This is a genomic window from Streptomyces sp. NC-S4 (assembly GCF_054353315.1).
Genome location: NZ_CM135937.1, coordinates 3,288,355 through 3,313,580, shown reverse-complemented (window position 1 = coordinate 3,313,580; position 25,226 = coordinate 3,288,355). Strand labels below are relative to the sequence as shown.

At 70.8% G+C, this 25,226-nt stretch carries 23 protein-coding genes and 1 tRNA gene; 5 read left to right on the top strand and 19 right to left on the bottom strand.

Features of this window, described 5'->3' with window-relative positions; all coding sequences use genetic code 11:
- Positions 1 to 67: 67 nt before the first annotated feature.
- The 4 genes from ACXNSR_RS14470 to ACXNSR_RS14455 are packed head-to-tail and all read right to left on the bottom strand — an operon-like array spanning position 68 to position 4,674.
- A complete protein-coding gene (locus ACXNSR_RS14470) occupies positions 68 to 1,510 on the bottom strand; it encodes a GH1 family beta-glucosidase (protein ID WP_458642442.1) in 1,443 nt (480 codons plus the stop codon).
- Positions 1,507 to 2,331: a carbohydrate ABC transporter permease gene (locus ACXNSR_RS14465; protein ID WP_458642441.1), complete on the bottom strand. Its 825-nt coding sequence runs from the start codon at positions 2,329 to 2,331 to the stop codon at positions 1,507 to 1,509. Before ACXNSR_RS14465 ends, ACXNSR_RS14470 begins: the two co-directional genes overlap by 4 nt.
- Positions 2,328 to 3,323 carry a carbohydrate ABC transporter permease gene (locus tag ACXNSR_RS14460; RefSeq protein WP_458642440.1) on the bottom strand — a complete coding sequence of 332 codons (996 nt, stop codon included), beginning with the start codon at positions 3,321 to 3,323 and terminating at the stop codon, positions 2,328 to 2,330. The genes ACXNSR_RS14465 and ACXNSR_RS14460 overlap by 4 nt, the downstream gene beginning before the upstream one ends.
- Before the next feature lie 7 nt (positions 3,324 to 3,330).
- A complete protein-coding gene (locus ACXNSR_RS14455; protein ID WP_458642439.1) occupies positions 3,331 to 4,674 on the bottom strand; it encodes an ABC transporter substrate-binding protein in 1,344 nt (447 codons plus the stop codon).
- Between the two features lie 102 nt (positions 4,675 to 4,776).
- Between ACXNSR_RS14455 and ACXNSR_RS14450 the strand changes: the two genes are divergently transcribed.
- Positions 4,777 to 5,802, top strand: a complete 1,026-nt coding sequence (locus ACXNSR_RS14450) for a LacI family DNA-binding transcriptional regulator (protein WP_458642438.1) — start codon at positions 4,777 to 4,779, stop codon at positions 5,800 to 5,802.
- 92 nt (positions 5,803 to 5,894) lie between these two features.
- On the opposite strand, the gene ACXNSR_RS14445 is transcribed toward ACXNSR_RS14450, so the two are convergent.
- The 4 genes from ACXNSR_RS14445 to ACXNSR_RS14430 form a co-directional block, all read right to left on the bottom strand.
- Positions 5,895 to 5,967: transfer RNA gene (locus tag ACXNSR_RS14445), tRNA-His, on the bottom strand.
- 105 nt (positions 5,968 to 6,072) lie between these two features.
- Positions 6,073 to 6,675 carry an oligoribonuclease gene (orn, locus tag ACXNSR_RS14440; protein ID WP_150257538.1) on the bottom strand — a complete coding sequence of 201 codons (603 nt, stop codon included), beginning with the start codon at positions 6,673 to 6,675 and terminating at the stop codon, positions 6,073 to 6,075.
- A gap of 105 nt (positions 6,676 to 6,780) precedes the next feature.
- Entirely contained in the window at positions 6,781 to 7,956 is a 1,176-nt protein-coding gene (locus tag ACXNSR_RS14435) for a helix-turn-helix domain-containing protein (RefSeq protein ID WP_458642437.1), read from the bottom strand.
- A 376-nt stretch (positions 7,957 to 8,332) separates the two neighbouring features.
- A complete protein-coding gene (locus tag ACXNSR_RS14430) occupies positions 8,333 to 8,653 on the bottom strand; it encodes a hypothetical protein (protein ID WP_458642436.1) in 321 nt (106 codons plus the stop codon).
- Between the two features lie 446 nt (positions 8,654 to 9,099).
- On the opposite strand from ACXNSR_RS14430, the gene ACXNSR_RS14425 reads away from it, so the two are divergent.
- Both ACXNSR_RS14425 and ACXNSR_RS14420 read left to right on the top strand, forming a co-directional pair.
- Entirely contained in the window at positions 9,100 to 9,633 is a 534-nt protein-coding gene (locus ACXNSR_RS14425; protein ID WP_266596220.1) for a universal stress protein, read from the top strand.
- Positions 9,634 to 9,787: 154 nt separating this feature from the next.
- Positions 9,788 to 10,357, top strand: a complete 570-nt coding sequence (locus ACXNSR_RS14420) for an acetate uptake transporter (protein WP_458642435.1) — start codon at positions 9,788 to 9,790, stop codon at positions 10,355 to 10,357.
- Between the two features lie 215 nt (positions 10,358 to 10,572).
- Here ACXNSR_RS14420 and glmS read toward each other — a convergent pair whose 3' ends face one another.
- Positions 10,573 to 12,390, bottom strand: a complete 1,818-nt coding sequence (gene glmS / locus ACXNSR_RS14415; protein ID WP_458642434.1) for a glutamine--fructose-6-phosphate transaminase (isomerizing) — start codon at positions 12,388 to 12,390, stop codon at positions 10,573 to 10,575.
- 65 nt (positions 12,391 to 12,455) lie between these two features.
- Complete coding sequence (locus ACXNSR_RS14410) at positions 12,456 to 12,731, bottom strand: hypothetical protein (protein WP_030008735.1); 276 nt, start codon at positions 12,729 to 12,731, stop codon at positions 12,456 to 12,458.
- Positions 12,732 to 12,903: 172 nt separating this feature from the next.
- Here ACXNSR_RS14410 and ACXNSR_RS14405 point away from each other — a divergent pair, with 172 nt between their 5' ends.
- A complete protein-coding gene (locus ACXNSR_RS14405; protein WP_458642433.1) occupies positions 12,904 to 14,496 on the top strand; it encodes a beta-N-acetylhexosaminidase in 1,593 nt (530 codons plus the stop codon).
- Between the two features lie 16 nt (positions 14,497 to 14,512).
- On the opposite strand, the gene ACXNSR_RS14400 is transcribed toward ACXNSR_RS14405, so the two are convergent.
- The 7 genes from ACXNSR_RS14400 to ACXNSR_RS14370 form a co-directional block, all read right to left on the bottom strand.
- The gene (locus ACXNSR_RS14400; protein WP_458642432.1) at positions 14,513 to 15,061 is read right to left on the bottom strand and encodes a hypothetical protein; all 549 of its coding nucleotides are present in this window, start codon (positions 15,059 to 15,061) and stop codon (positions 14,513 to 14,515) included.
- 167 nt (positions 15,062 to 15,228) lie between these two features.
- Positions 15,229 to 17,010: an IucA/IucC family protein gene (locus tag ACXNSR_RS14395; RefSeq protein ID WP_458642431.1), complete on the bottom strand. Its 1,782-nt coding sequence runs from the start codon at positions 17,008 to 17,010 to the stop codon at positions 15,229 to 15,231.
- Entirely contained in the window at positions 17,007 to 17,591 is a 585-nt protein-coding gene (locus ACXNSR_RS14390) for a GNAT family N-acetyltransferase (RefSeq protein ID WP_458642430.1), read from the bottom strand. Before ACXNSR_RS14390 ends, ACXNSR_RS14395 begins: the two co-directional genes overlap by 4 nt.
- Entirely contained in the window at positions 17,591 to 18,889 is a 1,299-nt protein-coding gene (locus ACXNSR_RS14385) for a lysine N(6)-hydroxylase/L-ornithine N(5)-oxygenase family protein (protein WP_388278599.1), read from the bottom strand. Before ACXNSR_RS14385 ends, ACXNSR_RS14390 begins: the two co-directional genes overlap by 1 nt.
- On the bottom strand, positions 18,873 to 20,366 hold the full coding sequence (locus ACXNSR_RS14380) for a pyridoxal phosphate-dependent decarboxylase family protein (protein WP_458642429.1): 1,494 nt from the start codon (positions 20,364 to 20,366) through the stop codon (positions 18,873 to 18,875). Before ACXNSR_RS14380 ends, ACXNSR_RS14385 begins: the two co-directional genes overlap by 17 nt.
- Positions 20,367 to 20,518: 152 nt before the next feature.
- A complete protein-coding gene (locus ACXNSR_RS14375; RefSeq protein WP_458642428.1) occupies positions 20,519 to 21,418 on the bottom strand; it encodes a siderophore-interacting protein in 900 nt (299 codons plus the stop codon).
- Between the two features lie 65 nt (positions 21,419 to 21,483).
- A complete protein-coding gene (locus ACXNSR_RS14370; RefSeq protein WP_458642427.1) occupies positions 21,484 to 22,521 on the bottom strand; it encodes an ABC transporter substrate-binding protein in 1,038 nt (345 codons plus the stop codon).
- A 222-nt stretch (positions 22,522 to 22,743) separates the two neighbouring features.
- On the opposite strand from ACXNSR_RS14370, the gene ACXNSR_RS14365 reads away from it, so the two are divergent.
- Entirely contained in the window at positions 22,744 to 23,064 is a 321-nt protein-coding gene (locus ACXNSR_RS14365) for a hypothetical protein (RefSeq protein WP_458642426.1), read from the top strand.
- A gap of 67 nt (positions 23,065 to 23,131) precedes the next feature.
- Here the strand turns inward: ACXNSR_RS14365 and ACXNSR_RS14360 are convergent, their stop codons facing one another.
- Complete coding sequence (locus ACXNSR_RS14360; RefSeq protein ID WP_458642425.1) at positions 23,132 to 24,292, bottom strand: acyl-CoA dehydrogenase family protein; 1,161 nt, start codon at positions 24,290 to 24,292, stop codon at positions 23,132 to 23,134.
- A 7-nt stretch (positions 24,293 to 24,299) separates the two neighbouring features.
- A complete protein-coding gene (locus ACXNSR_RS14355) occupies positions 24,300 to 25,217 on the bottom strand; it encodes a hydroxymethylglutaryl-CoA lyase (RefSeq protein WP_458643304.1) in 918 nt (305 codons plus the stop codon).
- Between the last annotated feature and the right edge of the window lie 9 nt (positions 25,218 to 25,226).

Below are 25,226 nucleotides of genomic sequence, written 5' to 3'. Positions count from 1 at the left end.
CAGTGGGACACCACCGTGCCTCATCCCCCGGACGGCGACGTTCCGCGCCCCCTCCCCCCCCGTCCGCCTAGAGCAGCGTCTCGTCCCCGTAGGTGTGGAAGCTCCCCTTCCGGGCCAGGTTGGCGTACCAGTGGGCGCTGGAGCGCGGAGTGCGGGCCTGGGTCTCGTAGTCGACCCGCACGATGCCGAAGCGCTTGCTGTACCCGTAGGACCACTCGAAGTTGTCCATCAGCGACCAGAGGAAGTAGCCCTCCACCGGGGCGCCGTCCGTCAGGGCGCGGTGGACGGCGGCGAGGTGGGCCTCCAGGTAGCCGATGCGCTGCGGGTCGTGCAGGTCCGGGGCGTACGCCGCGCCGTTCTCGGTGACCAGCAGCGGCAGCCCGGGCGCCTCGCGGGTGAAGCGCATCAGCAGGTCGTACAGGCCGGTGGGGTCGATCGACCAGCCCATGTCGGTGCGCTCGCCCGGAGGCTGGTGGAAGGCGACCGACTCCGCCGCGGGCCAGGGGGAGTGCGCCGCCGCCCCGTGCCCGTCGGCGCGCGGGCCGTTCCCGTCGGGGGCGGCCGAGACCACCGCCGGGGTGTAGTAGTTCACCCCGAGGTAGTCCAGCGGCTGGTGGATCAGCGCCTCGTCGCCGTGGCGGACGAAGGACCAGTCGGTCACCGAGGCCGTGTCCGCGAGCAGGTCCTGCGGATAGGCCCCGTGCAGCAGCGGGCCGGTGAAGACCCGGTTGGCCAGGGCGTCGATCCGGCGGGCCGCGTCCAGGTCGGCCGCCGAGCCGGTCAGCGGCCGTACCGCGCTGGGATTGAGCGCGATACCGGCCCTGGTCCGGGCCGGCAGGGCCGCGGCGGCCAGCCCGTGGGCCAGGTTGAGGTGGTGGGCGGCGCGCAGCGCGTCGGCGGGGGAGGTGCGGCCGGGGGCGTGGACCCCCGAGGCGTAGCCGAGGAAGGCGCTGCACCAGGGCTCGTTGAGGGTGGTCCACAGCTCCACCCGGTCGGCGAGCGCCGCTGTGACCTGCTCGGCGTACCGGGCGAAGGCGTAGGCCGTCTCCCGCTCGGGCCAGCCGCCCGCGCTCTCCAGCTCCTGCGGCAGGTCCCAGTGGTACAGGGTCACGCAGGGCCGGATCCCGTACGAGAGCAGCTCGTCGACCAGCGCGTCGTAGAAGCCGATCCCGCCGGCGAGGACCCGTGGCCAGGACACCGAGAACCGGTAGGCGCCGAGCCCGAGCGAGGCCATCAGCCGGACGTCCTCCCGCCACAGCCGGTGGTGGTCGACGGCCACGTCGCCCGTGTCACCGCCGTGCACCTTGCCGGGCGTACGGCAGAAGGTGTCCCAGATGGACGGTCCGCGCAGGGCCCGGGCGCCCTCGATCTGGAAGGCCGCCGTGGCCGTTCCCCACAGGAACCCGTCGGGGAAGCGCAGTTCCCGCGCGCCGGTGTCCGGGTCCGCTTCCGTCTGCGTGTGAGAGTGCGTGGTCGTGGTCGTCGTCGTGTTCGTCGGGAGTTGGGTCATCCCTTCACCGCTCCTTGCATGATGCCGCCGACGATCTGCCGGCCGAAGACGAGGAACACCAGCAGCAGCGGGAGCGTGCCCAGCAACGCGCCCGCCATGATCACCGACTGGTCCGGGATGTAGCCCCGGCCCAGCCCGGTCAGGGCCACCTGCACCGTCGGGCTGCCGTTCTGGGTCAGCGCGACGATCGGCCAGAAGAAGTCGTTCCAGGCCATGACGAAGGTCAGCATCCCCAGCACCGCCATGGCGGGCCGGGCCGCCGGGAACACCACGTGCCACAGCACCCGCAGCGAACTCGCCCCGTCCGTGCGGGCCGCCTCCACCAGCTCCATCGGCAGCGCGTGCACCAAGTACTGGCGCATGAAGAACACCCCGAAGGCGCCCACCAGGGTCGGCAGGATCACCGCCTGCAGCCGGTCGGTCCACGACAGCTCCGCGATCAGCATGTAGAGCGGTACCACGCTCAGCTGCGGCGGGATCAGCATCGTCCCGATCACCAGCGCCAGCAGCGGCCGGCTCCCGCGGAAGCGGAGTTTGGCGAAGGCGAAGCCGGCGAGCGTGGAGAAGAACACGGTGCCGGCGGCGACCGTGCCCGCCACGATCACCGTGTTCAGCAGGGCGGTGCCCATGTTGGCGTCGGTCCAGGCCACTTGGAGGTTGCGCCCCAGGTTCCCGCCGAACCAGAACGGCGGCGGGGTCTGGGCCAGGCGCGTATTGCTCCGGGACGCCGCGATCGCCGTCCACACGAGGGGGAAGAGCGAGCCGGCCGTGAACAGGGACAGCACCACGTACGTGAACCGGCCCGCGCGCAGTGACCTCATCGGGAGTCCTTCCGTCCGCGCAGCAGCCGCGCCGCCCCGGCGATCAGCAGCAGGATCAGGAACATCGCCCACGCGATCGCCGAGGCCCGCCCGAGGTGCAGGTTCACCCAGCCCTGCTCGTACAGGTACAGGCCGAGCGTCTGGAACTGGTGGTCCGAGCCGCCCGTCGCGGCCGCCCCGCCGTTGAACAGCAGCGGCTCGCCGAACAGCTGGGTCGCCCCGATCGTCGACACCACACAGGTGAAGAAGATCGTCGGGCGCAGCGAGGGCACCGTGACGTGCAGGAACTGCTGGAAGCGCGAGGCCCCGTCCAGCGCGGCGGACTCGTACAGCTCGCCCGGCACGGCCTGCATGGCCGCCAGGTAGATCAGGGCGTTGTAGCCGGTCCACCGCCAGATCACGATGGTGGAGACGGCGAGCTGGGAGGCGAAGGTGCCGTTCTGCCAGTCGACCGCCTCGAAACCCACTGCCGACAGGGCCCAGTTGACCATGCCGTGGTCCCGGCCGAAGAGCAGGACGAAGACGAGCGTGGCCGCCGCCACCGAGGTCGCGTACGGGGTGAGCACCGCGACCCGGAAGAAGGCCGAGCCCCGCAGCCGGTAGTTGAGCAGGTGGGCCAGCCCCAGGGCGACCGCCAGCTGCGGCACCGTGGACAGCAGCCCGATGGTCACCGTGTTGCGCAGCGCGTTCCAGAAGAACTCGTCGTCCCACAGCCGGGTGAAGTTGCGCAGCCCCACCCACGTCATGCTGCCGGGATCGGTCAGCTCCACCTGGTGCAGCGCCGCCCAGCCCGTGTAGAGCAGCGGGAACAGCCCGAAGGCGGCGAAGAAGAGGAAGAAGGGCGCCACGAAGGCGTACGGGCTCCAGCGCAGGTCCCAGCGGTAGCGGCGCGAGCGCCACGCCTGGCCCGGCCGGCTCCGGCCGCCCCCCTCCGCCGACGGCCGCTCCGGGCCGACGGCGGAGGGGGACAGCACAGCCGTCTCGTCCGTCACCGGTGCCTCACTGGTCCAGGGCGTTGTCGATCGCCTTCACCGCGGCCTCCCAGCCCTCCTCGGGGCTGCGGCCCTTCTGGTCGACCTGGAGCATCCCGATGTCCGCCAGGTTCTGCGCGATCACCAGGTCCTTCGGGCCGACCACCGTCACCGGCACGCCCTCGGCGGCCTTCGCGAAGATCTCACCGATCGGGGCGCCGCCGAAGTACGCGTGCTGTGCGCCCGACACGGTCGGCAGCTTGTACGCGGCGCTCGCGCTCGGGAAGCTGCCGCGCTTCTCGAAGAGCGTCGCCTGCTGCGCCGGAGCCGTCAGCCAGGCCGCCAGCTTCGCCGCCTCCTCGGCGTGCTTGCCCGCCTTCGGCACCACCAGGAAGGATCCGCCCCAGTTGCTGGGCTTCGGGGCCTGCGCCACGTCCCACTTGTCCTTGCCGGCCGGGCCCGCCTTGTCCTGGATGTAGCCGAGCATCCAGGCCGGGCAGGAGACCGTGGCGAAGGAGCCGTTGGAGAAGCCCTGGTCCCAGGACGGGGTGAACTGCTGCAGCTTGGCGCTCAGCCCCTCGGTGGCGAAGGAGGCCGCCAGGTCGAAGGCGCCGCGCACCGCCGGGTTGGTCTTGTAGACGACCTTGCCCTGCTCGTCGTAGAAGCGCTGGGCGCTGCTGCCGGTCACCGCCGCCATGACGCCCGACGCCGAGTCCACGAAGGCCTTCCCCTCGCCGGCCTTCGCCCTGTACGTCCGGCCCGCCTCCAGGTACTTGTTCCAGTCGCCCGCCCACAGCGCCCCGACCGCCGTCCGGTCGGTGGGCAGTCCGGCCGCCTCGAAGAGGTCCTTGCGGTAGCAGATGCCCTGCGGGCCGATGTCCGTGCCGAGGCCGACCGTGGCCCCGCCCTTCGCCGCGGGCGCCGTGCCCTGGGCCCACTTCCAGGGCAGGTACGCGGCCTTGTCCACGCCGGGGGCCTTGGCCAGGTCCACCAGCTTGTCTGCCTGGGTGGCGGTGATCTCGGCGATGTTGTTGACCTCGACGGCCTGGATGTCGGCGAGCCCGCTGCCCGTGCCCAGGTGGGTGAGGAGCTGGGGGTAGTAGTTCTCGTTCCGCTCGATGGAGGTCTGCTCGATGCGGATCCCGGGATTCTGCGCCATGTACGTGTCGTAGAGCCCGGCCTCCTGGAGTCCGAAGGCCCCGAAGACCCCGACGGTGAGGGTGGTCCGTGCGGCTCCGCCGGACGCGCCGGTGGCGCCCTGGCCGGGGCTCTCGTCGGGGTCCTGCGCGCACCCCGCGAGCAGCAGGGCCGCGGCTCCGGCCGCGGTGACGGTCGTGACGAGGTTTCTTCGGGCTCGGGCTCGGACGCGCATGTGCTTCCTCCCAGAAGGACGAAACGTGCCGGGTGTCGTGTGACACAGTGTGGGAGCGCTCCCACAACCGTCAAGAGGTAGATTCACAACCGGGAGGAAGTCATGAACGGGCACGGGCGCAGTGGGGGACGACCGACCCTGGAGGAGGTCGCCGCGCACGCCGGAGTCGGGCGCGGCACGGTCTCCCGGGTGATCAACGGATCCTCCAAGGTCAGCGAGCACACCAGGGTCGCCGTCGAGGCGGCCGTGGCCGAGCTGGGGTACGTGCCGAACCGGGCCGCGCGCGCCCTCGCGGCCAACCGCACCGACGCCATAGCCCTCGTGATCCCCGAGCCGGAGGCCCGCTTCTTCGCCGAGCCCTACTTCTCCGAGGTGGTCCGCGGGGTCGGCGCCGAGCTCGCCGACACCGAGATCCAGCTCGTGCTCACCCTGGCGGGCAGCGACCGCGAGCGCCGCCGGCTCGCCCAGTACCTGTCCGGGCACCGCGTGGACGGAGTGCTGCTCGTCTCCGTCCACGCCGGGGACCCGCTGCCGGAGCTGCTGGCCGAGCTGGGCATCCCGACGGTGATCAGCGGCCGCCGCTCCGCCGCCGAGACCCTGCCCTGCGTGGACTCCGACAACCTGGCGGGCGCCGCCGAGGCCGTGGGCCACCTCCTGGACCGGGGCCGCCGCGCCATCGCCACGATCACGGGCCCGCTGGACGTGTACGGGGCGCAGTGCCGCCTCGACGGCTACCGGCAGGCCCTGGCGGCCGCAGGGCAGCCCGTCGACGAGCCGATGATCGCGGTCGGCGACTTCACCGAGGAGGGCGGCCGGAGGGCCATGCGCGCACTGCTGGAGCGCCGGCCCGGGCTCGACGCGGTCTTCGCCGCCTCCGACGTCATGGCGGCGGGCGCCCGGCGGGAGCTGCGCGCGGCCGGCCGCCGGATACCGCGGGACGTGGCGCTGGTCGGCTTCGACGACTCGGTGGTGGCCCGGCACATGGATCCGCCGCTGACCAGCGTCCGGCAGCCGATCGAGGAGATGGGCCGGACCATGACGCGGATGCTGCTGGGGAGGATCGCGGGGGAGGCGGGCGAGGCGGCCGCCGTGCTGCCGAACCGGCTGGTGGTCCGGGAATCGTCCTGACGGCCCCGGCCCCGGTCCGGCCCGGGACCCGGCCCGGACCCGGTCATGCAGAAGGCCCCGGTCCGCTTCCGCGAACCGGGGCCTTCCCGCAGGGTGAGTGACGGGACTTGAACCCGCGGCCACCTGGACCACAACCAGGTGCTCTACCAACTGAGCTACACCCACCATGTCCGGTCGGAAAACCGACCGGCCGAAGAAAAGGGTACAGGGTCCGGGAGGGTGCTCGCTCCCCCTTTCCCGGCGCCCTCCTCCGGAGGGGCCCGGCCCGGGCTACGCGCCCGGCGCGACGTGCTTGGCGGCGATGCTGCGGGCCGTGTCCGAGTCGGGCCCCGGCTGCGGTACGAAGACCGCCTCCCGGTAGTAGCGCAGCTCGGTGATGGAGTCCTTGATGTCCGCCAGTGCCCGGTGGTTGCCGTTCTTCGGCGGGCTGTTGAAGTAGGCCCGCGGGTACCAGCGGCGCGCCAGCTCCTTGACCGAGGACACGTCCACGATCCGGTAGTGCAGGTAGCTCTCCAGCGCGGCCATGTCGCGCAGCAGGAAGCCGCGGTCGGTGCCGACCGAGTTCCCGCAGAGCGGCGCCTTGCGGGGCTCCTTCACGTGCTCGCGCACGTAGGCCAGGACCTGCGCCTCGGCATCCGCGAGGGTGGTCCCGCCGGCCAGCTCGTCGAGCAGGCCGGAGGCGGTGTGCATCTCGCGCACCACGTCGGGCATGGTCTCCAGCGCGGCGTCCGGCGGGCGGATCACGATGTCCACGCCTTCGCCGAGCACGTTGAGCTCCGAGTCGGTGACCAGTGCGGCCACCTCGATAAGTGCGTCGTCCGTCAGCGAGAGCCCGGTCATCTCGCAGTCGATCCACACCATGCGATCGTTCATGTGTCCCACCTTATGCGGTCCCCCACGGCGCGGACCGCATATGCGGAAGGTCCCCCATCGGCGGTGACCGATGGAGGACCTTCGCAGCCGTACCCGTCGTGGGGGTTACGCGTGCTCCCGCAGGACCCGGCCCGGGGCGTACAGCTCCGTCACCGTGGGACCCGACGCGGCCAGGGCCGCCGCCGCCCGGTGGGGCTGCGGAGTGCGCTGGTGCGGAACCGGACCCGAGTTGATCTCGGCCACCTGTGCCACGTCGGCCTGCGGCCGGCGTGCCCGGTAGGCGGAGCGGTAGGCGGCCGGGGAGGACCCCAGCTGCCGCCGGAAGTGACCCCGCAGCGCGACCGGCGAGCGGAACCCGCAGCGTCCGGCGACCTCGTCGACCGAGTAGTCGGAGGTCTCCAGCAGCCGCTGTGCCTGGAGCACCCGCTGGGTGATCAGCCACTGGAGCGGAGCGCTGCCGGTGAGCGAGCGGAACCGCCGGTCGAAGGTGCGCCTGCTCATGTAGGCGCGGGCGGCCAGCGTCTCCACGTCGAACTGCTCGTGGAGGTGTTCCAGTGCCCAGGCGACGACCTCGGCCAGCGGGTCGGCGCCGATCTCCTCCGGCAGCGACCGGTCGAGATAGCGCTCCTGGCCACCCGTGCGGCGCGGCGGCACGACCAGCCTGCGGGCCAGGGCCCCGGCCGCCTCGCTGCCGTGGTCCGTGCGCACGATGTGCAGGCACAGGTCGATTCCGGCCGCCGTGCCGGCGGACGTGAGCACGTCGCCGTCGTCGACGAAGAGTTCGCGCGGATCGACATGGACGGACGGGTACCGCTTGGCCAGCGTCGGCGCGTACATCCAGTGCGTCGTCGCGGGCCGGCCGTCCAGCAGACCGGCGGCGGCGAGCACGAAGGCTCCCGTGCACAGTCCGACGATCCGGGCCCCCTCCTCGTGCGCCAGACGCAGTGCGTCGAGCGCCTCCGGCGGCGGCGGTGAAGTGATGGAGCGCCAGGCGGGAACGACGACCGTCCCTGCCCGGGCGATCGCCTCCAACCCGTACGGCGCGGTCAGTTCGAGCCCGCCGGTGGTCCTGAGCGGACCGTCCTCACCGGCGCACACGAGCAATCGGTAGCGTGGAACTCCCGCGTCCTGCCGGTCAATGCCGAACACGGAAAGTGGAATAGAGCTCTCGAAGATCGGTCCGCCGCTGAAGAGCAGCACCGCGACGATCTCCCTGCGGCGACGCCCCGCGAGCTTCCGGCCGGCGTCTGCTGTGACGACGGCGGTGGAATCCTGGCTCATGGCGCTAAGCCCCCCTTGGGTGTCGCGACTCCTTGGTCTGGTCGCACCTGCACGTTTCCCCTCGGCCTTGCACGTGGATCCCCCGCCGTAAATACATGATCGAATCTACTGCGTCCCGTGGTGTCGGCGTGACAAGTTCAGCACGCAGCGCTATGTCGACTTCTCAACTTGGCGAAAAGCATTCGATCAGTAAGCGTTCCACTCCGCTACCCGAACGGGAAGCGCGCGGCCCGGCCATGGCCAGTACCTGTAGGGCCAGAACGCCCCCCGGGGTCTGTCGTCGCTGGTGGTGAGGGGGACGGGGGGACATTCCGGCAAGGAGGGCACCCTGCCGGGAAGTTGGCTGAAAACATGCGTGTGTGGGTGTGCGAATGAGTCAGTCGTGCGGGGAGAGCGGGCCGGAGCCCCGGCAGCCGCGCCGCATCCCGCCGCCGACGCGCGAGTGCCGGCCCCGGTGGGCGGGCGGAAGGGACTCCTCCGAGGGGACGCGGACCGCGCCCCGCCGGTTCTTCTCCGAGTGGCGCAGCAGGACCCGGCACGCGGCCGTCACGGCGAGCAGGCCGAGGGTGGCGACGGCGGCCCCGCCGAAGGAGCTTCCGTAGACGACGAGGACCACGGGGACGAGCAGGCAGCTGAAGGCGGCCCAGCGCACGACGTCACCCGCTGGGTCGTCGTGGGGGCGTGCGGCGGAACGCACGGACGGGTGAAGGTTCGAGCGGGGGGAGGGGGCGAAGTGCGGGGCGGGGTCGGCATTGTGGCGGGACCGGGCGGACTGCGTCGGCCGAGCTGGCTGGACGGGGTGGACCGGATGACCGGGCACGGCGTGCTCCCTGCGGGCTCTTACCTGTTGGTCGGACGCATGTCCCAACGCCCGTCGGTGGGGCTCGGTCACTGCGCCAACGGGTGGCGGTGGCCCGTCTCGTCACTGCCTGTAGGGGGCAGCGGACATTGCCAAGGCGCGCTCGCTCCGGCATGCTCCCTGGGACGCTCTCCAAGGGCGGCATGCCCTGTGCAGGACAGGAGTGTCGCCGTACCCTGGTGGGTATGGGCTTGGGAAGATGCTTCCCGGACATAGCTCCGTCACACTGCGTCGCCGATTTCGCCCCTGTTGCTTCCTCCAAGGACCTCTTCGCCGAGACACCCATGGCCGGTCACGAATTCTCCGAACCCGCGGACCGCAAGCGCAAACGCGTCGTCGACCCCGAGTCGGCCGCCGATCTGCGAGCGGTGGAACAGACACGCGTGCACTGCGATCCGGCCTTCCGGCACGGGGTCGTTGTGGGTTTCGACGGATCCACGTCCAGTGAGCGCGCGCTCGCCTATGCGATCGGCATGGCCCGTCGCTCCGGCTCCGGGCTGATCATCGTCCATGTCGCCAACCGGCTGCCCACCACGGTGTGGGCCGGCTGCGAGCCGCCCGTCTTCGTCGACGTGCCGGACCACCGCACCGAGGTCCTCGGGCTGGAGCTCGCCTGCGCGGACTATCTGGCCGAAGTGCCGTGGATCCTGGTCGAGCGCGGTGGTGACATCTGCCACGAACTGGAGGAGGTCGGCCGGGAGTATTCGGCCGACGCCATCGTGGTCGGCTCGACGCACGGCATCGTGGGCCGGATCTTCGGCTCGGTCGCCGGCCGGCTGGCCAAGCGCGCACAGCGACCGGTCGTTGTCATTCCCTGACTGCTTCCCCCGCGGGTGGGCGACCGATCGGGTCGCTCACCGTTGTCGTTCTGTGACCGCTTGTTAAGTCGCTTGTGCGGTTGTGCCCTCGTGTAAAGGGTAGATAAATGCTGCTGGGACGCAGCAAACAACTGCAGATCGAAGGGAGCCCGCCGTGGACAATGGTGTCTCTGCGGGAAGCACGGCCTCGACTTCGACCCTCGGGAACATAGCCCTGGGTCTCACCCTTCTCGCATTCGGTATCGGCCACACCGGTGTCATCGACGGCGTGTCCGCTGCCAGCTCCGTGTCGCTCGCGATGTACGTCGGCGGCGCGGCCCTGTTCCTCCTCGGTCTTCTGGAGTACCGCGGCGGCAACGGGTTCAACGGCACCGCGTTCGCGGGCCTCGGCATCTTCTGGTTCACGTGGGCCAAGGGCGCCGGCGGTTCGGTTTCCGACGAAGCCGCCGGAACGTTTCTTGTCCTGTTCGCGATGCTCGCGCTGACACTCACGGTCGCCGCCGCGAGCGGTCTGTTCGGCCAGGGCGTCTACGCCCTGCTGACCCTGTCGCTGCTCCTGCTGGCCGTGGGCGCGTTCGTCGACAGCGGCACGCTCGCGAAGGCGGGCGGCTGGGTCGCCGCCGTCTCCGGCCTGCTGGCCTGGTACGGCGCCACCGCGGCCCTGGCCCACTGGCCGATGGCCTTCGGCAGGGCCCGCAGCGGCGGCGCGGTCGCAGCGGGCTGACCGGCGCCCCACCCGCGGCCCCCCGGACGGGATCCGGGGGGCCGTTCGCGCGTTCAGGCGTCGAAGCGGCGTCGGGAGGCCTCGATGTCGTGGGCCCGGTCGCACAGCCCGCCGATCGTCACGCGCGGCACCCGGCCCGGCTCGGTGCGCCGGCCGAACGGGGACGCCCCCGGGACCGTGGGGTCCCGGGGGCGTTCGCGTGGTGAGGGGGGCGACTACTCGACCGTGACCGACTTCGCCAGGTTGCGCGGCTTGTCGATGTCCCGGCCCATGGCCAGGGCCGTGTGGTACGCGAGCAGCTGGAGCGGGATGCCCATCAGGATCGGGTCCAGCTCGTCCTCGTTCTTCGGCACCACGATGGTGTGGTCCGCCTTCTCCTGCTCGCGGTGGGCGACCGCGAGGATCCGGCCGCTGCGGGCCTTGATCTCCTCGAGCGCCGCGCGGTTCTTCTCCAGCAGGTCGTCGTCCGGGACGATCGCGACCGTCGGCAGCGACGGCTCGATCAGGGCCAGCGGACCGTGCTTGAGCTCGGAGGCGGGGTAGGCCTCGGCGTGGATGTAGGAGATCTCCTTCAGCTTGAGGGAGGCCTCCAGCGCCACCGGGTAGCCGCGCACCCGGCCGATGAACATCATCGACTTGGCCTCGGCGAACTCGGCCGCCAGCTTCTTGATGTCCTCTTCGCCCTCGAGGATCTCCTGGATCTGCGCGGGCAGCTTGCGCAGGCCCTCGATGATCCGCTTGCCGTCGGTGACCGAGAGGTCCCGGATGCGGCCCAGGTGCACGGCGAGCAGCGCGAAGGCCACGACCGTGTTGGTGAAGCACTTGGTGGAGACGACGCAGACCTCGGGGCCGGCGTGCACGTACACGCCGCCGTCGGCCTCGCGGGCGATGGCGGAGCCGACCACGTTGACCACGCCGAGGACGCGGGCGCCCTTGCGCTTGAGCTCCTGCACCGCCGCGAGGACGTCGTAGGTCTCACCGGACTGGGAGACCGCGATGTAGAGGGTGTCGGGGTCCACGACCGGGTTGCGGTAGCGGAACTCGGAGGCCGGCTCGGCGTCCGCGGGGATGCGGGCCATGCCCTCGATGAGGCCGGCGCCGATGAGGCCCGCGTGGTACGAGGTGCCGCAGCCCAGGATCTTGACCCGGCGGATGCCGCGCGCCTCGCGCGGGTCCAGGTTCAGGCCGCCCAGGTGCACGGTGTTGAAGCGGTCGTCGATCCGGCCGCGCAGCACGCGGTCGACCGCGTCGGGCTGCTCGGAGATCTCCTTGTGCATGTAGGTGTCGTGACCGCCCATGTCGTACGAGGCGGCCTCCCACTCCACGGTCTCCGGGGTGGCGTTGGTCGTCGTGCCGGAGGTCGTGTAGGTGCGGAAGTCGTCGGCCTTGATGGTGGCCATCTCGCCGTCGCCGAGGGTGACGACCTGGCGGGTGTGGGCGACCAGCGCGGCGACGTCCGAGGCGACGAACATCTCCTTCTCGCCGATGCCGAGGACCACGGGGGAGCCGTTGCGGGCGACGACGATGCGGTCGGCGAAGTCGGAGTGCATGACGGCGATGCCGTAGGTGCCCTCGATGACCTTGAGCGCCTCGCGGACCTTCTCCTCCAGGGAGTCGGCCTCGGAGCGGGCGATCAGGTGGACGATGACCTCGGTGTCGGTCTCCGAGACGAAGACGACGCCCTCGGCCTCGAGCTTGGCGCGCAGCTCGGAGCAGTTGTCGACGATGCCGTTGTGGACGACGGCGACCTTGTTCTCCGGGTCCAGGTGCGGGTGGGAGTTGATGTCGCTCGGGGCGCCGTGCGTGGCCCAGCGGGTGTGGGCGATGCCGGTGGTGCCGGCGAAGCGCTTGGGAACGCGGGACTCCAGCTCGCGGACGCGGCCCTTGGCCTTGACGACCTTCAGGCCCGGGGCCTTCGGGGTGTTGACCACGATGCCCGCGGAGTCGTATCCGCGGTACTCCAGCCGTGCCAGGCCCTCCAGCAGCAGCGGTGCCACGTCACGCTTGCCGATGTAACCGACGATTCCACACATACGGTTTAGCCCCTCCTGAAGTTCGGTTCTGTACTCGTCCGGTGCCGCGTGCGGCGGCGGCCGGCTCAGCCGTAGACGATGCGGCGCAACTGCCGGAGCGAGAGCTCCGGCGGCGCCACGGCGCGGTGCGGCAGCTCGGCCGCGATCCGCTCGAAGATCTCCGCGTTCACCGCTCCGCCGGACTGCAGTTCCCGGTGGCGGCGGCGGACGAACTCCTCGGTCGTCTCGTCGAAGTAGGCGAGCACGTCCAGTACCACCCGGGCCGCCTCGCCGCGCTGCAGCGCGGTGCTGCGCACCAGGTGGTCGACGAGGTCGTCATGCGACGGGCGGCGATCGAGCACTCGTAGATATTGGCGGCTAACAGCGATGAACGCAAAGATCCTGCCCGATTCCGGGCAGGATCCCTCTGGTCTGGACCAGTGAGACGCTCGGTGTGCCCTCCTTCGGATGATTTCCGCCCGTCCCGGATTCGCCCACCGGACGGGACGGCCCGCTTGGCCTATACCTGTGCGCATGAGAGTCCTGCGACGCACGCTCGGCGCCCTCCTCGCCTTCGCCGCGGCCCCGGCCCTGGTCACGGCCTGCACCTCCGCCCACGGTGACGACGCCCGGCCCGGGGACGACCCGCCGGTGGCCCTCGCCCCCTTCGAACGGCTGCTGCCCGCACCCGTCTTTGCGCACGCCGAAGGCCCCGGGTACTCCTTCGGCGCGGGCACGGTCATCCGTACCGGCCGGGGCCCGGGCGAGGAGGTCCGCCGGGTGGGCGAGCTCCTCGCCGAGCAGCTGCGCGGCCCGAGCGGGCTGCCGCTGCCGGTGGTCGACGGGGCGCAGGGGGACGGGATCCGGCTCAGGATCGACGAGGGGGCGCAGGGGGTGGGCGAGGAGGGGTACCGGCTGGAGTCCGGCCCGACCGGGGTCACCCTCACCGCGCGGACCCCGGCCGGGCTCTTCCACGCGGGGCAGACGCTGCGCCAGCTGGTGCCGGTGGCGGGCCCCGGCACGGTGCCGGGCGGGACGGTCACCGACCGGCCCCGCTTCGCGTACCGGGGGGCCATGGTCGACATCGCGCGCCACCACTTCTCGGTGGACCAGGTGAAGAGGTACGTGGACCAGCTCGCCCAGTACAAGGTCAACACCCTGCACGTGCACCTGACCGACGACCAGGGGTGGCGCCTGGCGATCGACTCCTGGCCGCGGCTGGCGGAGTACGGGGGCGGCAGCGAGGTCGGCGGAGGGCCGGGCGGCCACTGGACGAAGGACGAGTACCGGGAGCTGGTGGCTTACGCGGGGCAGCGGTACGTCGACGTGGTCCCCGAGATCGACATGCCGGGGCACGTGAACGCGGCCCTCGCCTCCTACGCCGAGCTGAACTGCGACGGCAAGGCCCCGGAGCGGTACACCGGCGTCAAGGTGGGCTTCAGCTCGCTGTGCGTGGCCAAGGAGCGGACGTACGAGTTCATCGACGACGTCCTCGGCGAGCTGGCGGAGCTGACCCCGGGCCGCTACCTGCACATCGGTGGCGACGAGGCGCACGCGACGCCGGCGGCCGACTACGCGGCCTTCATGGACCGGGCGCAGCAGGTGGTGGGGCGGCACGGGAAGACGGTGGTGGCCTGGCACCAGCTGGCGGCGGCGCGCCCGGCCCGGGGCGCGGTGCTCCAGTACTGGGGCCACGACAAGACCGCGGCCGCGGACCGGGCGGCAGTGGTGGCGGCGGCGAAGGCGGGGCACCCGCTGATCCTGTCGCCGGCGGACCGGCTGTACCTGGACATGAAGTACGACCCGGCGACGAAGCCGGGGCTGGCCTGGGCGGGGTACGTCCCGGTGCGGCGCGCCTACTCCTGGGACCCGGGGGCGTACCTGGCCGGGGTCCCGGAGTCGGCGGTGCTGGGGGTGGAGGCCCCGCTGTGGACGGAGACCGTCGCGACGCGCGGAGACTGGGAGCTGATGGCCTTCCCGCGGGTGCTGGGCCTGGCCGAACTGGGCTGGTCGCCGGCGGCCGCGCTCGACTGGACCTCCTACGGCCGCCGCCTGGCGGCGCAGGCGCCCCGGCTGGAGGCGCAGGGCATCGCCTTCTTCCGGGCCCCGGACGTCCCCTGGCAGTGACCGGCGGTGGACGGGGTCACGACCAGCAGGAGGTCTTGGCCCCGTCCGCCTCCGAGCCAGCCGTTATCTCGAAACCGGACCCCGTGGCGAACTCCGCGGCTGCCTCGGGACCGTAGATCTCCCTGAGGTAGCGCGCGGGCGGGAAGGACAGGGTGAACATCTTGGCCCGCCCGTCCTCGCCCTTGGTGAAGCACACGTCCCCCAGGTCCCGACCGGGCACCGGGTCGGGAACGAACCGCCAGCCGTCGGCCTCCGCCGCCTCGCGGTAGTGGTCGAGGACCTCCTGGCGGGTGCCGGGGTAGACGTAGGTGCGCCCGGCGGACAGCCAGGCGTTGCCGCTGTCGTCCGCGCACTCGGAGAAGGAGCCGTCGAAGCTGCGGGGGGCGCTCGCGCCGGGCGGCGGCGAGGAGAGCAGGGGCAGCGACTCCAGCTCCTTCATCCGGGCTCCGGTCCCCTCGCAGGTGGTGAAGGGCGACAGGAGAGAACATCCGGACAGCGTCCCGGCCACGAGCGCGGCCGACAGGAGCAGGGCGGCCGCACGGCCCGGGCGGATCTGGAACGGCATGGGGGCTCCCGGACGGACTCGGGCCGTCAACTGCGGCCGCGGGGGCGGACGCACGAAGGCGTGACCGCGAGGAGGGCCATTGTTGCCCCGCGGTCACGCCGTCGGTCCAGGGGGTGGGGAGAGGGAGGCATCGAGGGACCGTATCGATGCCTCCCCCGCCCCGGGTGTCACCGCCGGGCGAAGGCCGCGACGGGGTTCTTGAGGTTGCCGATCAGCTGGAGGGCCGCCGCCGGGTCGGCGAGGTCGACCATCTGCTTGTTGTTGCGCAGCTGGAGCCGGTTCAGGCAGGACAGCTGGAACTCCTCGGCGAAGAGGTCGTAGCGCCGGAAGCGCTCCGCGAGCTGCGGCATGGACTCCTGGTACTCGTGGCCGCAGTCCGCGACCGCCCGCCAGAAGGTGTCCTCGTCGCAGATGCCCTCGTCCGCCAGGATCGCGCCGAGGAAGCGGAAGAAGCAGTCGAAGACATCGGTGAAGATCGACAGGAGCTTCATGTCCTCGGGGATGTCCGCCCGGACCCGCTCGACCGCGGGCGGCAGCACCGCGTCCGCGTCCATGATGACGATCTCCTCGGCGATGTCCTTGAAGATCGCCCGCTTCACCAGGCCGCCCTCGATGACGAGGATGGTGTTCTCGCCGTGCGGCATGTACGCGAGGTCGTACTGGTAGAAGCAGTGCAGCAGCGGCACCAGGTAGGCGCGCAGGTAGTGGCGCAGCCACTCGGCCGGGGTCAGGCCCGACTCCGCGATCAGCGCGCCGACGAAGGACTTGCCCTCGGCGTCCACGTGCAGGAGCGAGGCCATCGTGGCGAGGCGCTCGTCGCCCTCGATCCGGTTGACGGGCGACTCGCGCCACAGCGCGGCCAGCATCTTGCGGTACGGGGAGTACCGGTCGGTGGCGCGCTCGTACTGGCGGTGGTGGTAGCCGATCGCCGCGCGCTCGCGGATGATCGAGAAGTCCACCGACTTCAGGACCTCGTCGCCCTCGATCAGCTGGTGCAGCCAGTCGTTGATGGCCGGAGTGGCCTCCATGTACGCGGCCGACAGGCCCCGCATGAAGCCCATGTTCAGGACCGAGATGGCGGTCTTGACGTAGTGCTTGCGCGGCGCGCTCCGGTTGAAGAACGTGCGGATCGACTGCTGCGCGAGGTACTCGTCCGGGCCCTCGCCCAGCAGCACCAGGCGCTGGTTCGCGATCTCGGCCGCGAAGGTGACCGTGGTCTTGTTCCACCACTGCCAGGGGTGCACGGGGAAGAGGTGGAAGTCGGCCAGGTCCAGGCCCAGCGCGGTCATCCGCTCGGCGAAGACGCCGATGGTCCCGTCGCCGAGCTCCTCGCGCATGAAGGAGTCGTGGTCCAGGCCGGCGCCCGCCGTGAAGGTGGAGACGTCCTTGCGGGCGGCGACCCACACGAGGTGGACGGGGCTGGCGGTCTCCGGGGCGTACGAGAGGTACTCGTGCACGCCGAAGCCGAGCCGGCCGTTGTTCGCGACGAAGCAGGGGTGGCCCTCGGTCATGCCCGTCTCGATGTCCTGGAAGGAGGACTTCGCGAGGACGTCGGAGGAGACCTGCGGCTTCGTGTACTTGTAGCCGGTGCCGGCCAGGGTGGAGGAGATCTCCTCCAGGTAGACGGGCAGCACCTCGGGGCTCAGGCCCAGGGACTCGCGCAGCTCGATGTGGAAGTCGAGGGCGTCGGGCTCCAGCTCCACGCCGTCCCGGTGGCGGGTGATGGAGGCCTCGTCGACCGACCAGTGGTCGAGGGCGTGCCGGACGGCCTTGAAGCGGTACTCCACGGTGGAGTCGTCGCTGAGGACCGAGTAGAGGTCGTCGCCCAGCGGCTTCGGCGTCAGCAGGCGTTCGTGGGAGAACTCCGCGAGGCCCTTGCGGACCAGGGCGCGGTTGGCGCGGGCCCACAGCTCGGGGTTCAGGTGGGCGACGGCGTCGGCGAGGCTCATATGGAGACCCCCTGGGCGGCCGTGGCGGCCTCGAACCGGGCGCGGGTGCAGAAGCTCAGCAGGGCTTCCTTCTCCGGCTTGGTGACCTGGCGCTCCGGCACGAAGCCGACGACCTCGTTCAGGGCGTGGACGGCGGTGTTGGCGACGTCCGGCTCGACGACGACGCGCTCGGTGGCCGGGTCGGCGAAGATCGCGGCCATCACCGTGGTGATGACGGCGCGGGTGAAGCCGTGCAGCGGGGTGTCGCTGGGGGCGACGAGGAAGTGCATGCCGACGTCGCCCGGCTGTGCGTCGTAGAGGCCGACCAGCTCCAGCTCGGACGGGTCGTAGGTCTCCATGAGGAAGGCGGGGCGGCCCTCGTGCAGGCCGATGAAGGCCTGGTGGTGCTCGTGGGCGGTGATCCTCATGTACTCGCGCTCGACGTCCGGCAGGGACGCGTCCTGCATCATCCAGAACGAGGCCTTCGGGTGGGTCACCCAGCCGTGGAGCAGCTCCGCGTCGGCGAAGGGGTCCAGGGGGCGCACGGCGAAGGAACCGAGTTCCTTGTCGGTGCGGGAGAAGAGGAGTTCTGTGGTGCTCATCAGAGGGTGCCTTCCGGGGCGGCGAACTGCTGGAACGCGATGGACTTCTCGACCTTGTAGTGCTCGCGGCCGAGGAGCTCACCGACGATGTACGCGTTCCGGTACGCCGCCATGCCCAGGTCGGGCGAGGTGAGGGAGTGGTTGTGGGTGGTGCCGTTCTGCAGGTAGACCCCGCGGCCCGTGGTGTCGATGCTGTAGTTGCGGGCGGCGTCGAGGCGGCCGTGCCCGTCGAAGTTCAGGCGGTCGCGCACCGGGTTCAGGAACTCCGGGAACGTGTACTTGTAGCCGGTGGCCAGCACCAGGCCCTCGGAGGTGAGGGAGAAGTCGCGCTCCTGCTCCTCCTGGCGCAGCCCCAGCGTGTACGTGCCCGTGGTGGTGTCGTACGCGGTGCTGTTCAGCGAGGTGTTGGTCAGCAGGGTGGTCGGGACCTGGCCCGGCATGCTGATCTTCTTCTGGTAGAGCAGGTCGAAGATGGCGTTGATCAGGTCGCCGTCGATGCCCTTGAAGAGGTTCTTCTGCTGGGTCTCCAGCCGGTACCGGGTGTCCTCGGGGAGCGCGTGGAAGTAGTCCACGTACTCGGGGGAGGTCATCTCCAGGGTCAGCTTCGTGTACTCCAGCGGGAAGAACCGCGGCGAGCGGGTGACCCAGTTGAGCTGGTAGCCGTGGACGTCGATCTCGGCGAGGAGGTCGTAGTAGATCTCGGCCGCGCTCTGACCGGAGCCGATGAGGGTGATCGACTTCTTCTTCTGCAGCTCCGCCTTGTTCTGCATGTAGGCGGAGTTGTGCAGGAAGTCGCCGCCGAGGCCCTCGCAGGTCGGCGGGACGTGCGGCGGGGTGCCGGTGCCCAGGACCAGGCGGGGGGCCCGGTGGGTCTCGCCCTTGTCGGTGTGGACCTCGTACAGGCCGGCCTGCTCGTCGTAGGTGACCTCGGTGACCGAGGTGGACCACTGGACGTTGTCGAGGCGGTCGGCGGCCCAGCGGCAGTAGTCGTTGTACTCGGCCCGCAGCGGGTAGAAGTTCTCCCGGATGTAGAAGGAGTACAGCCGGTCCTTGTCCTTCAGGTAGTTCAGGAAGGAGAAGGGCGAGGTCGGGTCGGCGAGCGTGACCAGGTCCGACATGAAGGGCGTCTGCAGGTGGGCGCCGTCCAGGAACATTCCGGCGTGCCACTCGAAGTGCGGCTTCGACTCGATGAAGAGACCGTCGATCTCGTCGAGCGGGGCGGTCAGGCAGGCGAGTCCGAGGTTGAACGGACCGACGCCGATGCCGATGAAGTCGTGGGTCTCAGCGGTGGAGGGCAAGGGATTCTCCCAGGAACTGCTCGGCATGTGCGGCGAGAAGGTCGAGGACGGCCGCGATGTCGGCCGTCGTGGTCTGCGGGTTGAGGAGGGTGAACTTCAGGTACTGCTTCCCGTCCACCTTGGTGCCGGCGACGACGGCCTCACCGGAGGCGAACAGGGCCTTGCGGGCGTGCAGGTTGGCCTCGTCGACCAGGTCGGCGCGGACGTCCTCGCCCTCGGGGACGTAGCGGAAGACGAGGGTGGAGATCTGCGGCTTGACGACGACCTCGAAGCGCGGGTCGGCGTCGATGACGTCCCAGCCGGCCGCGGCCAGGTCGATGACCTCGTCGAAGAGCGAGCCGATCCCGTCGGCGCCCATGACGCGCAGGGTCACCCAGAGCTTGAGCGCGTCGAACCGGCGCGTGGTCTGGATGGACTTGTCGACCTGGTTGGGGATGCGCTCCTCGGCCATGCGGCGCGGGTTGAGGTAGTCCGCGTGGTACGTGGCGTGCTTGAGGGTGTCGCGGTCGCGCACCAGCATGGCGCTGGAGCTGACGGGCTGGAAGAACGACTTGTGGTAGTCGACCGTGACCGAGTCGGCGCGCTCGATGCCGTCGAGGAGGTGGCGGCGGGTCGGCGAGGCCAGCAGCCCGCAGCCGTAGGCGGCGTCCACGTGCATCCACGCGGAGTGCTCGTCGGCCAGGCGGGCGATCTCGGGGAGCGGGTCGATGGACCCGAAGTCGGTGGTGCCGGCGGTGGCGACGACGGCCATCGGGAAGAGGCCCTCGGAGGCGCACTCCTCCAGTTCCAGGGCGAGCACCGCGGTGTCCATCCGGCGGTTGCGGTCGACCGGGACGGAGATGACGGCCTCGTAGCCGAGTCCGAGCATGGCGGCCGACTTCTGGACGCTGAAGTGGCTGGCCTCGGAGGTGAAGATGCGCAGCTTCGGCAGGAGCTCGGCCTTGGTGAGCTCGCGGCCCTCGTCGAGCGCCTTCTTCATGACGAGGCGGCAGGCCTCGTCACGGGCCAGGAGCAGGGCGTGGAAGTTGGACTGGCTGCCGCCGGAGGTGAAGATGCCGTCCGCGGCGGGGCCGAGGCCGATGCGCTCGGCGGTCCAGTCGATGAGGCGGCGCTCGATGAGCGTGCCGCCGATGGACTGGTCCCAGGTGTCGAGCGAGGAGTTGACGGCCGAGAGGATGGCCTCGCCGAGCACGGCGGGGATGACGACGGGGCAGTTGAGGTGGCCCAGGTAGCGCGGGTGGTGGAAGTACACCGCGTCGCGCAGGTAGACGTCCTCCAGCTCGTCCAGGACGGCTGCCGCGTCTCCGAGCGGCTTGTCCAGGTCGATCCCGCTGATGACCGGGGCGAGTTCGTCGACGGATATACCGGTGTGGGGCCGCTGCGTGGTGGCGAGTTTGGCGGCGACGCGGTCGACGCCCTCGGTGACGGAGCGCCGGTAGAGGTCCGCGGTCGTCTCGTTCAGCAGATGCGAGCGCATCAACTTTCCTCCGGGCAAGGGGTGGAGAGGGGGTGTGGGGTGTGGCGTGCGAGGATTAGGTTAGCCTAACCTTAGTATTTCGCCAAACGCAGATGGGCCCTGGCTGAAAAGCCAGGGCCCATCGCAACTGCTTTATGGAATACGGAAGCTGACTACAGCTCGGACGCCGGGTCCTCGCTCGGAGCCTTGCCCGCGTACGCCTCGGCGAGGAGCTGCTCCTCGCTCGCGCCGAGCCGCCAGTAGCCGGTGAAGCGCACGGCGCGGCGGTCGATGGAACGTTCCTGCACGATGTGGCGGCGCACCGCGCGGATCGTGCCCGCCTCGCCCGCCAGCCAGGCGTACGGTGTTTCGCCGGTGACGGGTCCGGCAGCGCGCAGCGCGCTCAGCACCTGCTCCGTCCGCTCCCGGCCGTCGCTCTCGCGCACGATCCAGGTGACGTCCGCGTCCGCGGCGGTGGCGAGGTCGAGCCGGTCGTCCTCGTGCGGGACCTCGAACCAGGCCCTGACCCGGGCCCCGGCGGGCAGCCGGTCCAGGATCGCGGCCGCGGCCGGCAGGGCGGTCTCGTCCGCGTACATCCAGATCTCGTCGGTGTCGGCCGGCGGCTGGAAGCGTACGGACTTGTTCTCCGCGACGGCCGGCCCGATCGCCAGGATCCGGCGGCCGGCCACCGCCCGCCCCGCCCAGCGGGACGCGGGGCTCGCGTCTCCGTGGAGGACGAAGTCGATGTCGACCTCGTCGGCCCCCTCGGGCGTGCGGCGCTGCTCGCGCACCGTGTAGGAGCGCATCACCGGCCGCTCCTCGTCCGGCATTCCGCGCCAGGCAGCGAACCAGGTGTCCTCGTCCGTGGACGGGAGGACCGTGTGCTCCTGGCCGGACGCGGGCAGGAAGAGCGACAGGCTCTGGTCGGAGCCGCCCGAACGGAAGCCCGCGAGGGACTCCCCGCCGAACGTGACCCGCAGGAACGAGTGGCCCAGGCGGCGCGTGCGGAGCACTTCGAGCTCGAAGAACCGGAAGTGTGCGACGGCCGGGGCGTCGGATGCGGTGGCGGTCATGCGGAGAGGTCCCCCTCGGAGTCGGTACGGCCTGTCCGGCGCCCGGGGTCACCGGGCGCCGAGGGTCAGCTGACCTTCTTGGCGTTCTGGATGGACTTCGCGAGGTCCTCGAGGATCTGCGCGCACTTGTCGTACGAGTAGATCGGCTCGGTCACGCGGGGGATGACCTGACCGGCCTTGACGGCGGGCAGCTCGTTCCAGGTCGGCTTGGCCTTCAGCTGCTCGGGCTGCAGGGTGCCGGTGCGGTTGTCGAGCAGGATGACGTCGGCCTTGTACTTGCCGGCGTTCTCCCAGCTGAGGCTCTCGAAGAAGCCGCCCTCGTCCAGCTTCTCGGGGGTGACGAACTCGACGCCGAGCTGCTTGAAGTACTTCAGGTCGGCCGAGGTGTCCGGGGTGGACGCGTAGAACAGGGCGTCCGCGCCCGAGCCCACGAGCACCTTGACGCCCGGGTTGGCCTTGGTGGCCTCGCGCACCTTCGCGGCGGCGGCCTCGAAGCGGGCCTTGGAGTCCACGGTCTTCTTGGAGTTCAGGTCCGCGCCGAGGGACTTGGCGAGGTCCGCGGTGCGCTCCAGCGCCTTGTCGAGGGTGACGTCGCCGCCGACCTTGATCGCGGCGGCCGGGGCGAGCGCGAGGATCTTGTCCTTCGAGGCCTCGGGCACGTACCAGTAGGTGCCGTCCCAGCTGTTGGTGACCATCAGGTCGGGCTGGAGGGCCGCGTACTTCTCGACGTTGAACTCGTCGTAGACGTTGCCGAGGATCTCGACCTTGGAGATGTCCAGCGAACCGGCCTGGACGTCGGCCTTGCCGTCGGCGGTCTTGGTCGGGCCGAACACGCCCTTGACCGAGACGCCGTAGTCGTAGAGCGCGGCGGCGGTGCCGGTGAAGGCGACGATGTTCTTCGGCTTGGCCTTGGTGGTGACGTCCTTGCCGAGGTCGTCCTTGAAGGTCCAAGCGGCGGACGTCGTGGCGCCGTTGTCCTTGCCGCCGTCGCCCTTCGCCTTGTCGGTGCCGCCGCACGCGGCGAGGACCGCGACGAGGCCGAGGGCGCCACCGGCCGCGACGAAGCCGCGACGGGTGAAGGAGGAGGTTCGGGACTTGGGCATGTCGATGTCCGCTTTCGTGCGTGCAGGGGTGGCCGCTGGGCCGTTCGGTGAGAAGGTTAGCCTAACCTAAGGGTATGTCCAGTGATCGGCCGGGATTCGGTCGTGAGGTGGATCACTCTCGGGGGATCCCGGAATCCGGGACGGCCGGGGCGGCCGGCCGAAGTCGCGTATCGCCCCTGGTGTCGGCCGAGTTGGGGGATCGCGGGCGTGAATACTGAGCGCATGCGAAGGAACTGGTGGATAACCGCGGGAACGAACCTGGTGATGGGAGTTCCCGGCGTCGTGCCCGTCTGGCTCGTCTGGTACGTCGCCGTCAACGGGCCGCTCGCCGACCTCGGCTGGACCCAGCGGGAACCCACGGAGAACGACGGCATGCTGCTCTGGTGGGTGATCGCGGCACCGGTCGTGACCGCGTTCGCGCTGCTGTGGTGGCTCGCCAACGACTTCGTACGGCGGTGGAACACGGCGGCCGCCCGCGTCTACTGGCCGGTGTGCGCCCTGGCGACCCTGGCCCCCACTGCCGCGCTCATCGTCCTTCTCTGACCGCCCGCGGGCATGCCGAAGTCCGGCGCGGGCCCGTGGCCCGCGCCGGACGGCGTCATCGGGTGCCTCAGCCGGCGAAGCCCAGCTCGCGCGCGATCAGCATGCGCTGCACCTCGCTCGTGCCCTCGCCGATCTCCAGGATCTTGGAGTCCCGCCACATGCGGGCCACCGGGTACTCGTTCATGAAGCCGTAGCCGCCGTGGATCTGCGTCGCCTCGCGCGCGTTGTCGACGGCGACCGTCGAGGAGTACAGCTTCGCGATCGCCGCCTCCTTCTTGAACTGCTCCCCGGCCACCAGCCGCGACGCCGCGTCACGCCAGCCGATGCGGGCCATGTGGGCGCGCATCTCCATGTCGGCCAGCTTGAACTGGATCGCCTGGTTGTCGCCGATCGCCTTGCCGAAGGCGTGCCGCTCCTTGGCGTACTTCACCGACTCGTCCACACAGCCCTGCGCGAGACCGGTCGCGAGCGCGGAGATGGCGATCCGGCCCTCGTCGAGGATCCGCAGGAACTGCGCGTAGCCGCGGCCCTCCTGGCCCACCAGGTTGGCCAGGGGGACCCGTACGCCGTCGAAGGACAGTTCACGGGTGTCCGAGGAGTTCCATCCCACCTTGGAGTACGGCGCGGCCACCGTGAAGCCCGGGGTGCCGGACGGGACGATGATCGAGGAGATCTCCGGGCGGCCGTCCGCCTTGCGGCCCGTCACGGCGGTGACGGTGACCAGACCGGTGATGTCCGTACCGGAGTTGGTGATGAAGCACTTCGAACCGTTGATGACCCACTCGTCGCCGTCCTTGACGGCGGTGGTGCGGGTGCCGCCCGCGTCGGAGCCGGCACCGGGCTCCGTCAGGCCGAAGGCGCCGAGGATCTCGCCGGAGCACATCTTCGGCAGCCACTGCTGCTTCTGCTCCTCGGAGCCGAAGAGGTAGATCGGCATGGCGCCGAGGGAGACCCCGGCCTCCAGGGTGATGGCGACCGAGGAGTCGACGCGGGCCAGCTCCTCCAGGGCGATGCCGAGGGCGAGGTAGTCCCCGCCCATGCCGCCGTACTCCTCAGGGAAGGGCAGGCCGAACAGGCCCATGCGGCCCATCTCGGCGACGATCTCGTACGGGAACTCGTGCCGCTCGTACAGGTCGCCGATCTTCGGGGCGACGACGTCGTGCGCGAACGCCTCCACGGTGCGGCGGAGTTCCTCGTGCTCAGGGGTGAGCCGGTGGTCGAGGGACATGGTGTGACTACTCCTTGTGGGAGAGGGCGCGGACGGTACGGGAGGGGCTGGGGCGTCCCAGCCGTTCGGCCATCCACACGCTCGTGGCGGTGAGGGCGGCCAGGTCGACCCCGGTTTCGATGCCGAGGCCGTCGAGCATCCACACCAGGTCCTCGGTCGCGAGGTTGCCGGTGGCGCTCTTCGCGTACGGGCAGCCGCCGAGGCCGCCCGCGGAGGCGTCGACGGTGGTCACGCCGTGCTGGAGCGCGGCGAGGGTGTTGGACAGGGCCTGGCCGTAGGTGTCGTGGAAGTGCACGCCGATCCGGTCGGTCGTGACGCCGGCCTCGTTCAGTGCGGCGAGCAGGGCCTGGACGTGGCCCGGCGTGGCCACGCCGATCGTGTCGCCGAGGCTCAGCTCGTCGCAGCCGAGGTCCATCAGGGCCTTGGCGACGGAGACGACCTGGTGGACCGGGACCGGGCCCTCCCAGGGGTCGCCGAAGCACATCGAGAGGTAACCGCGGACGTGCGCGTCGCTCTGCTTCGCCCGGGCCACGACGGGCTCGAACATGGCGAGGGACTCGGCGACGGTGCGGTTGAGGTTGCGGGAGGCGAAGGTCTCGGTGGCCGAACCGAAGACCGCGATGCGCGTGGCCCCGAGGGCGAGCGCGCGGTCGAGGCCGCGCTCGTTGGGAACGAGGACGGGCAGATGTGCGTCGATGTCGGAGAGCTGCGGGAACAGCTCCTCCGCGTCGGCCAGTTGGGGCACCCACTTGGGGTGCACGAAGCTGGTGGCCTCGATGGTCGTCAGCCCGGCGGCGGCCAGGCGGTGGACGAACTCCGCCTTGACCTCCACGGGTACGGCCGTCTTCTCGTTCTGCAGCCCGTCGCGGGCGCCGACCTCGTGGATCCGGACCCGGGCCGGGAGGCCGGGGGCCGGGACGTTCATGGGCAGCCT

Bases quoted from the DNA above. Each gene is read 5' to 3' on its own strand.
- ACXNSR_RS14375 (WP_458642428.1), bottom strand. From the start codon at position 21,418: ATGACCGCCACCGCATCCGACGCCCCGGCCGTCGCACACTTCCGGTTC.
- ACXNSR_RS14380 (WP_458642429.1), bottom strand. From the start codon at position 20,366: ATGCGCTCGCATCTGCTGAACGAGACGACCGCGGACCTCTACCGGCGC.
- ACXNSR_RS14370 (WP_458642427.1), bottom strand. From the start codon at position 22,521: ATGCCCAAGTCCCGAACCTCCTCCTTCACCCGTCGCGGCTTCGTCGCG.
- ACXNSR_RS14455 (WP_458642439.1), bottom strand. From the start codon at position 4,674: ATGCGCGTCCGAGCCCGAGCCCGAAGAAACCTCGTCACGACCGTCACC.
- ACXNSR_RS14435 (WP_458642437.1), bottom strand. From the start codon at position 7,956: ATGAGCCAGGATTCCACCGCCGTCGTCACAGCAGACGCCGGCCGGAAG.
- glmS (WP_458642434.1), bottom strand. From the start codon at position 12,390: ATGTGTGGAATCGTCGGTTACATCGGCAAGCGTGACGTGGCACCGCTG.
- ACXNSR_RS14470 (WP_458642442.1), bottom strand. From the start codon at position 1,510: ATGACCCAACTCCCGACGAACACGACGACGACCACGACCACGCACTCT.
- orn (WP_150257538.1), bottom strand. From the start codon at position 6,675: ATGAACGATCGCATGGTGTGGATCGACTGCGAGATGACCGGGCTCTCG.
- ACXNSR_RS14405 (WP_458642433.1), top strand. From the start codon at position 12,904: ATGAGAGTCCTGCGACGCACGCTCGGCGCCCTCCTCGCCTTCGCCGCG.
- ACXNSR_RS14465 (WP_458642441.1), bottom strand. From the start codon at position 2,331: ATGAGGTCACTGCGCGCGGGCCGGTTCACGTACGTGGTGCTGTCCCTG.
- ACXNSR_RS14390 (WP_458642430.1), bottom strand. From the start codon at position 17,591: ATGAGCACCACAGAACTCCTCTTCTCCCGCACCGACAAGGAACTCGGT.
- ACXNSR_RS14400 (WP_458642432.1), bottom strand. From the start codon at position 15,061: ATGCCGTTCCAGATCCGCCCGGGCCGTGCGGCCGCCCTGCTCCTGTCG.
- ACXNSR_RS14365 (WP_458642426.1), top strand. From the start codon at position 22,744: ATGCGAAGGAACTGGTGGATAACCGCGGGAACGAACCTGGTGATGGGA.
- ACXNSR_RS14355 (WP_458643304.1), bottom strand. From the start codon at position 25,217: ATGAACGTCCCGGCCCCCGGCCTCCCGGCCCGGGTCCGGATCCACGAG.
- ACXNSR_RS14395 (WP_458642431.1), bottom strand. From the start codon at position 17,010: ATGAGCCTCGCCGACGCCGTCGCCCACCTGAACCCCGAGCTGTGGGCC.
- ACXNSR_RS14450 (WP_458642438.1), top strand. From the start codon at position 4,777: ATGAACGGGCACGGGCGCAGTGGGGGACGACCGACCCTGGAGGAGGTC.
- ACXNSR_RS14425 (WP_266596220.1), top strand. From the start codon at position 9,100: ATGGCCGGTCACGAATTCTCCGAACCCGCGGACCGCAAGCGCAAACGC.
- ACXNSR_RS14360 (WP_458642425.1), bottom strand. From the start codon at position 24,292: ATGTCCCTCGACCACCGGCTCACCCCTGAGCACGAGGAACTCCGCCGC.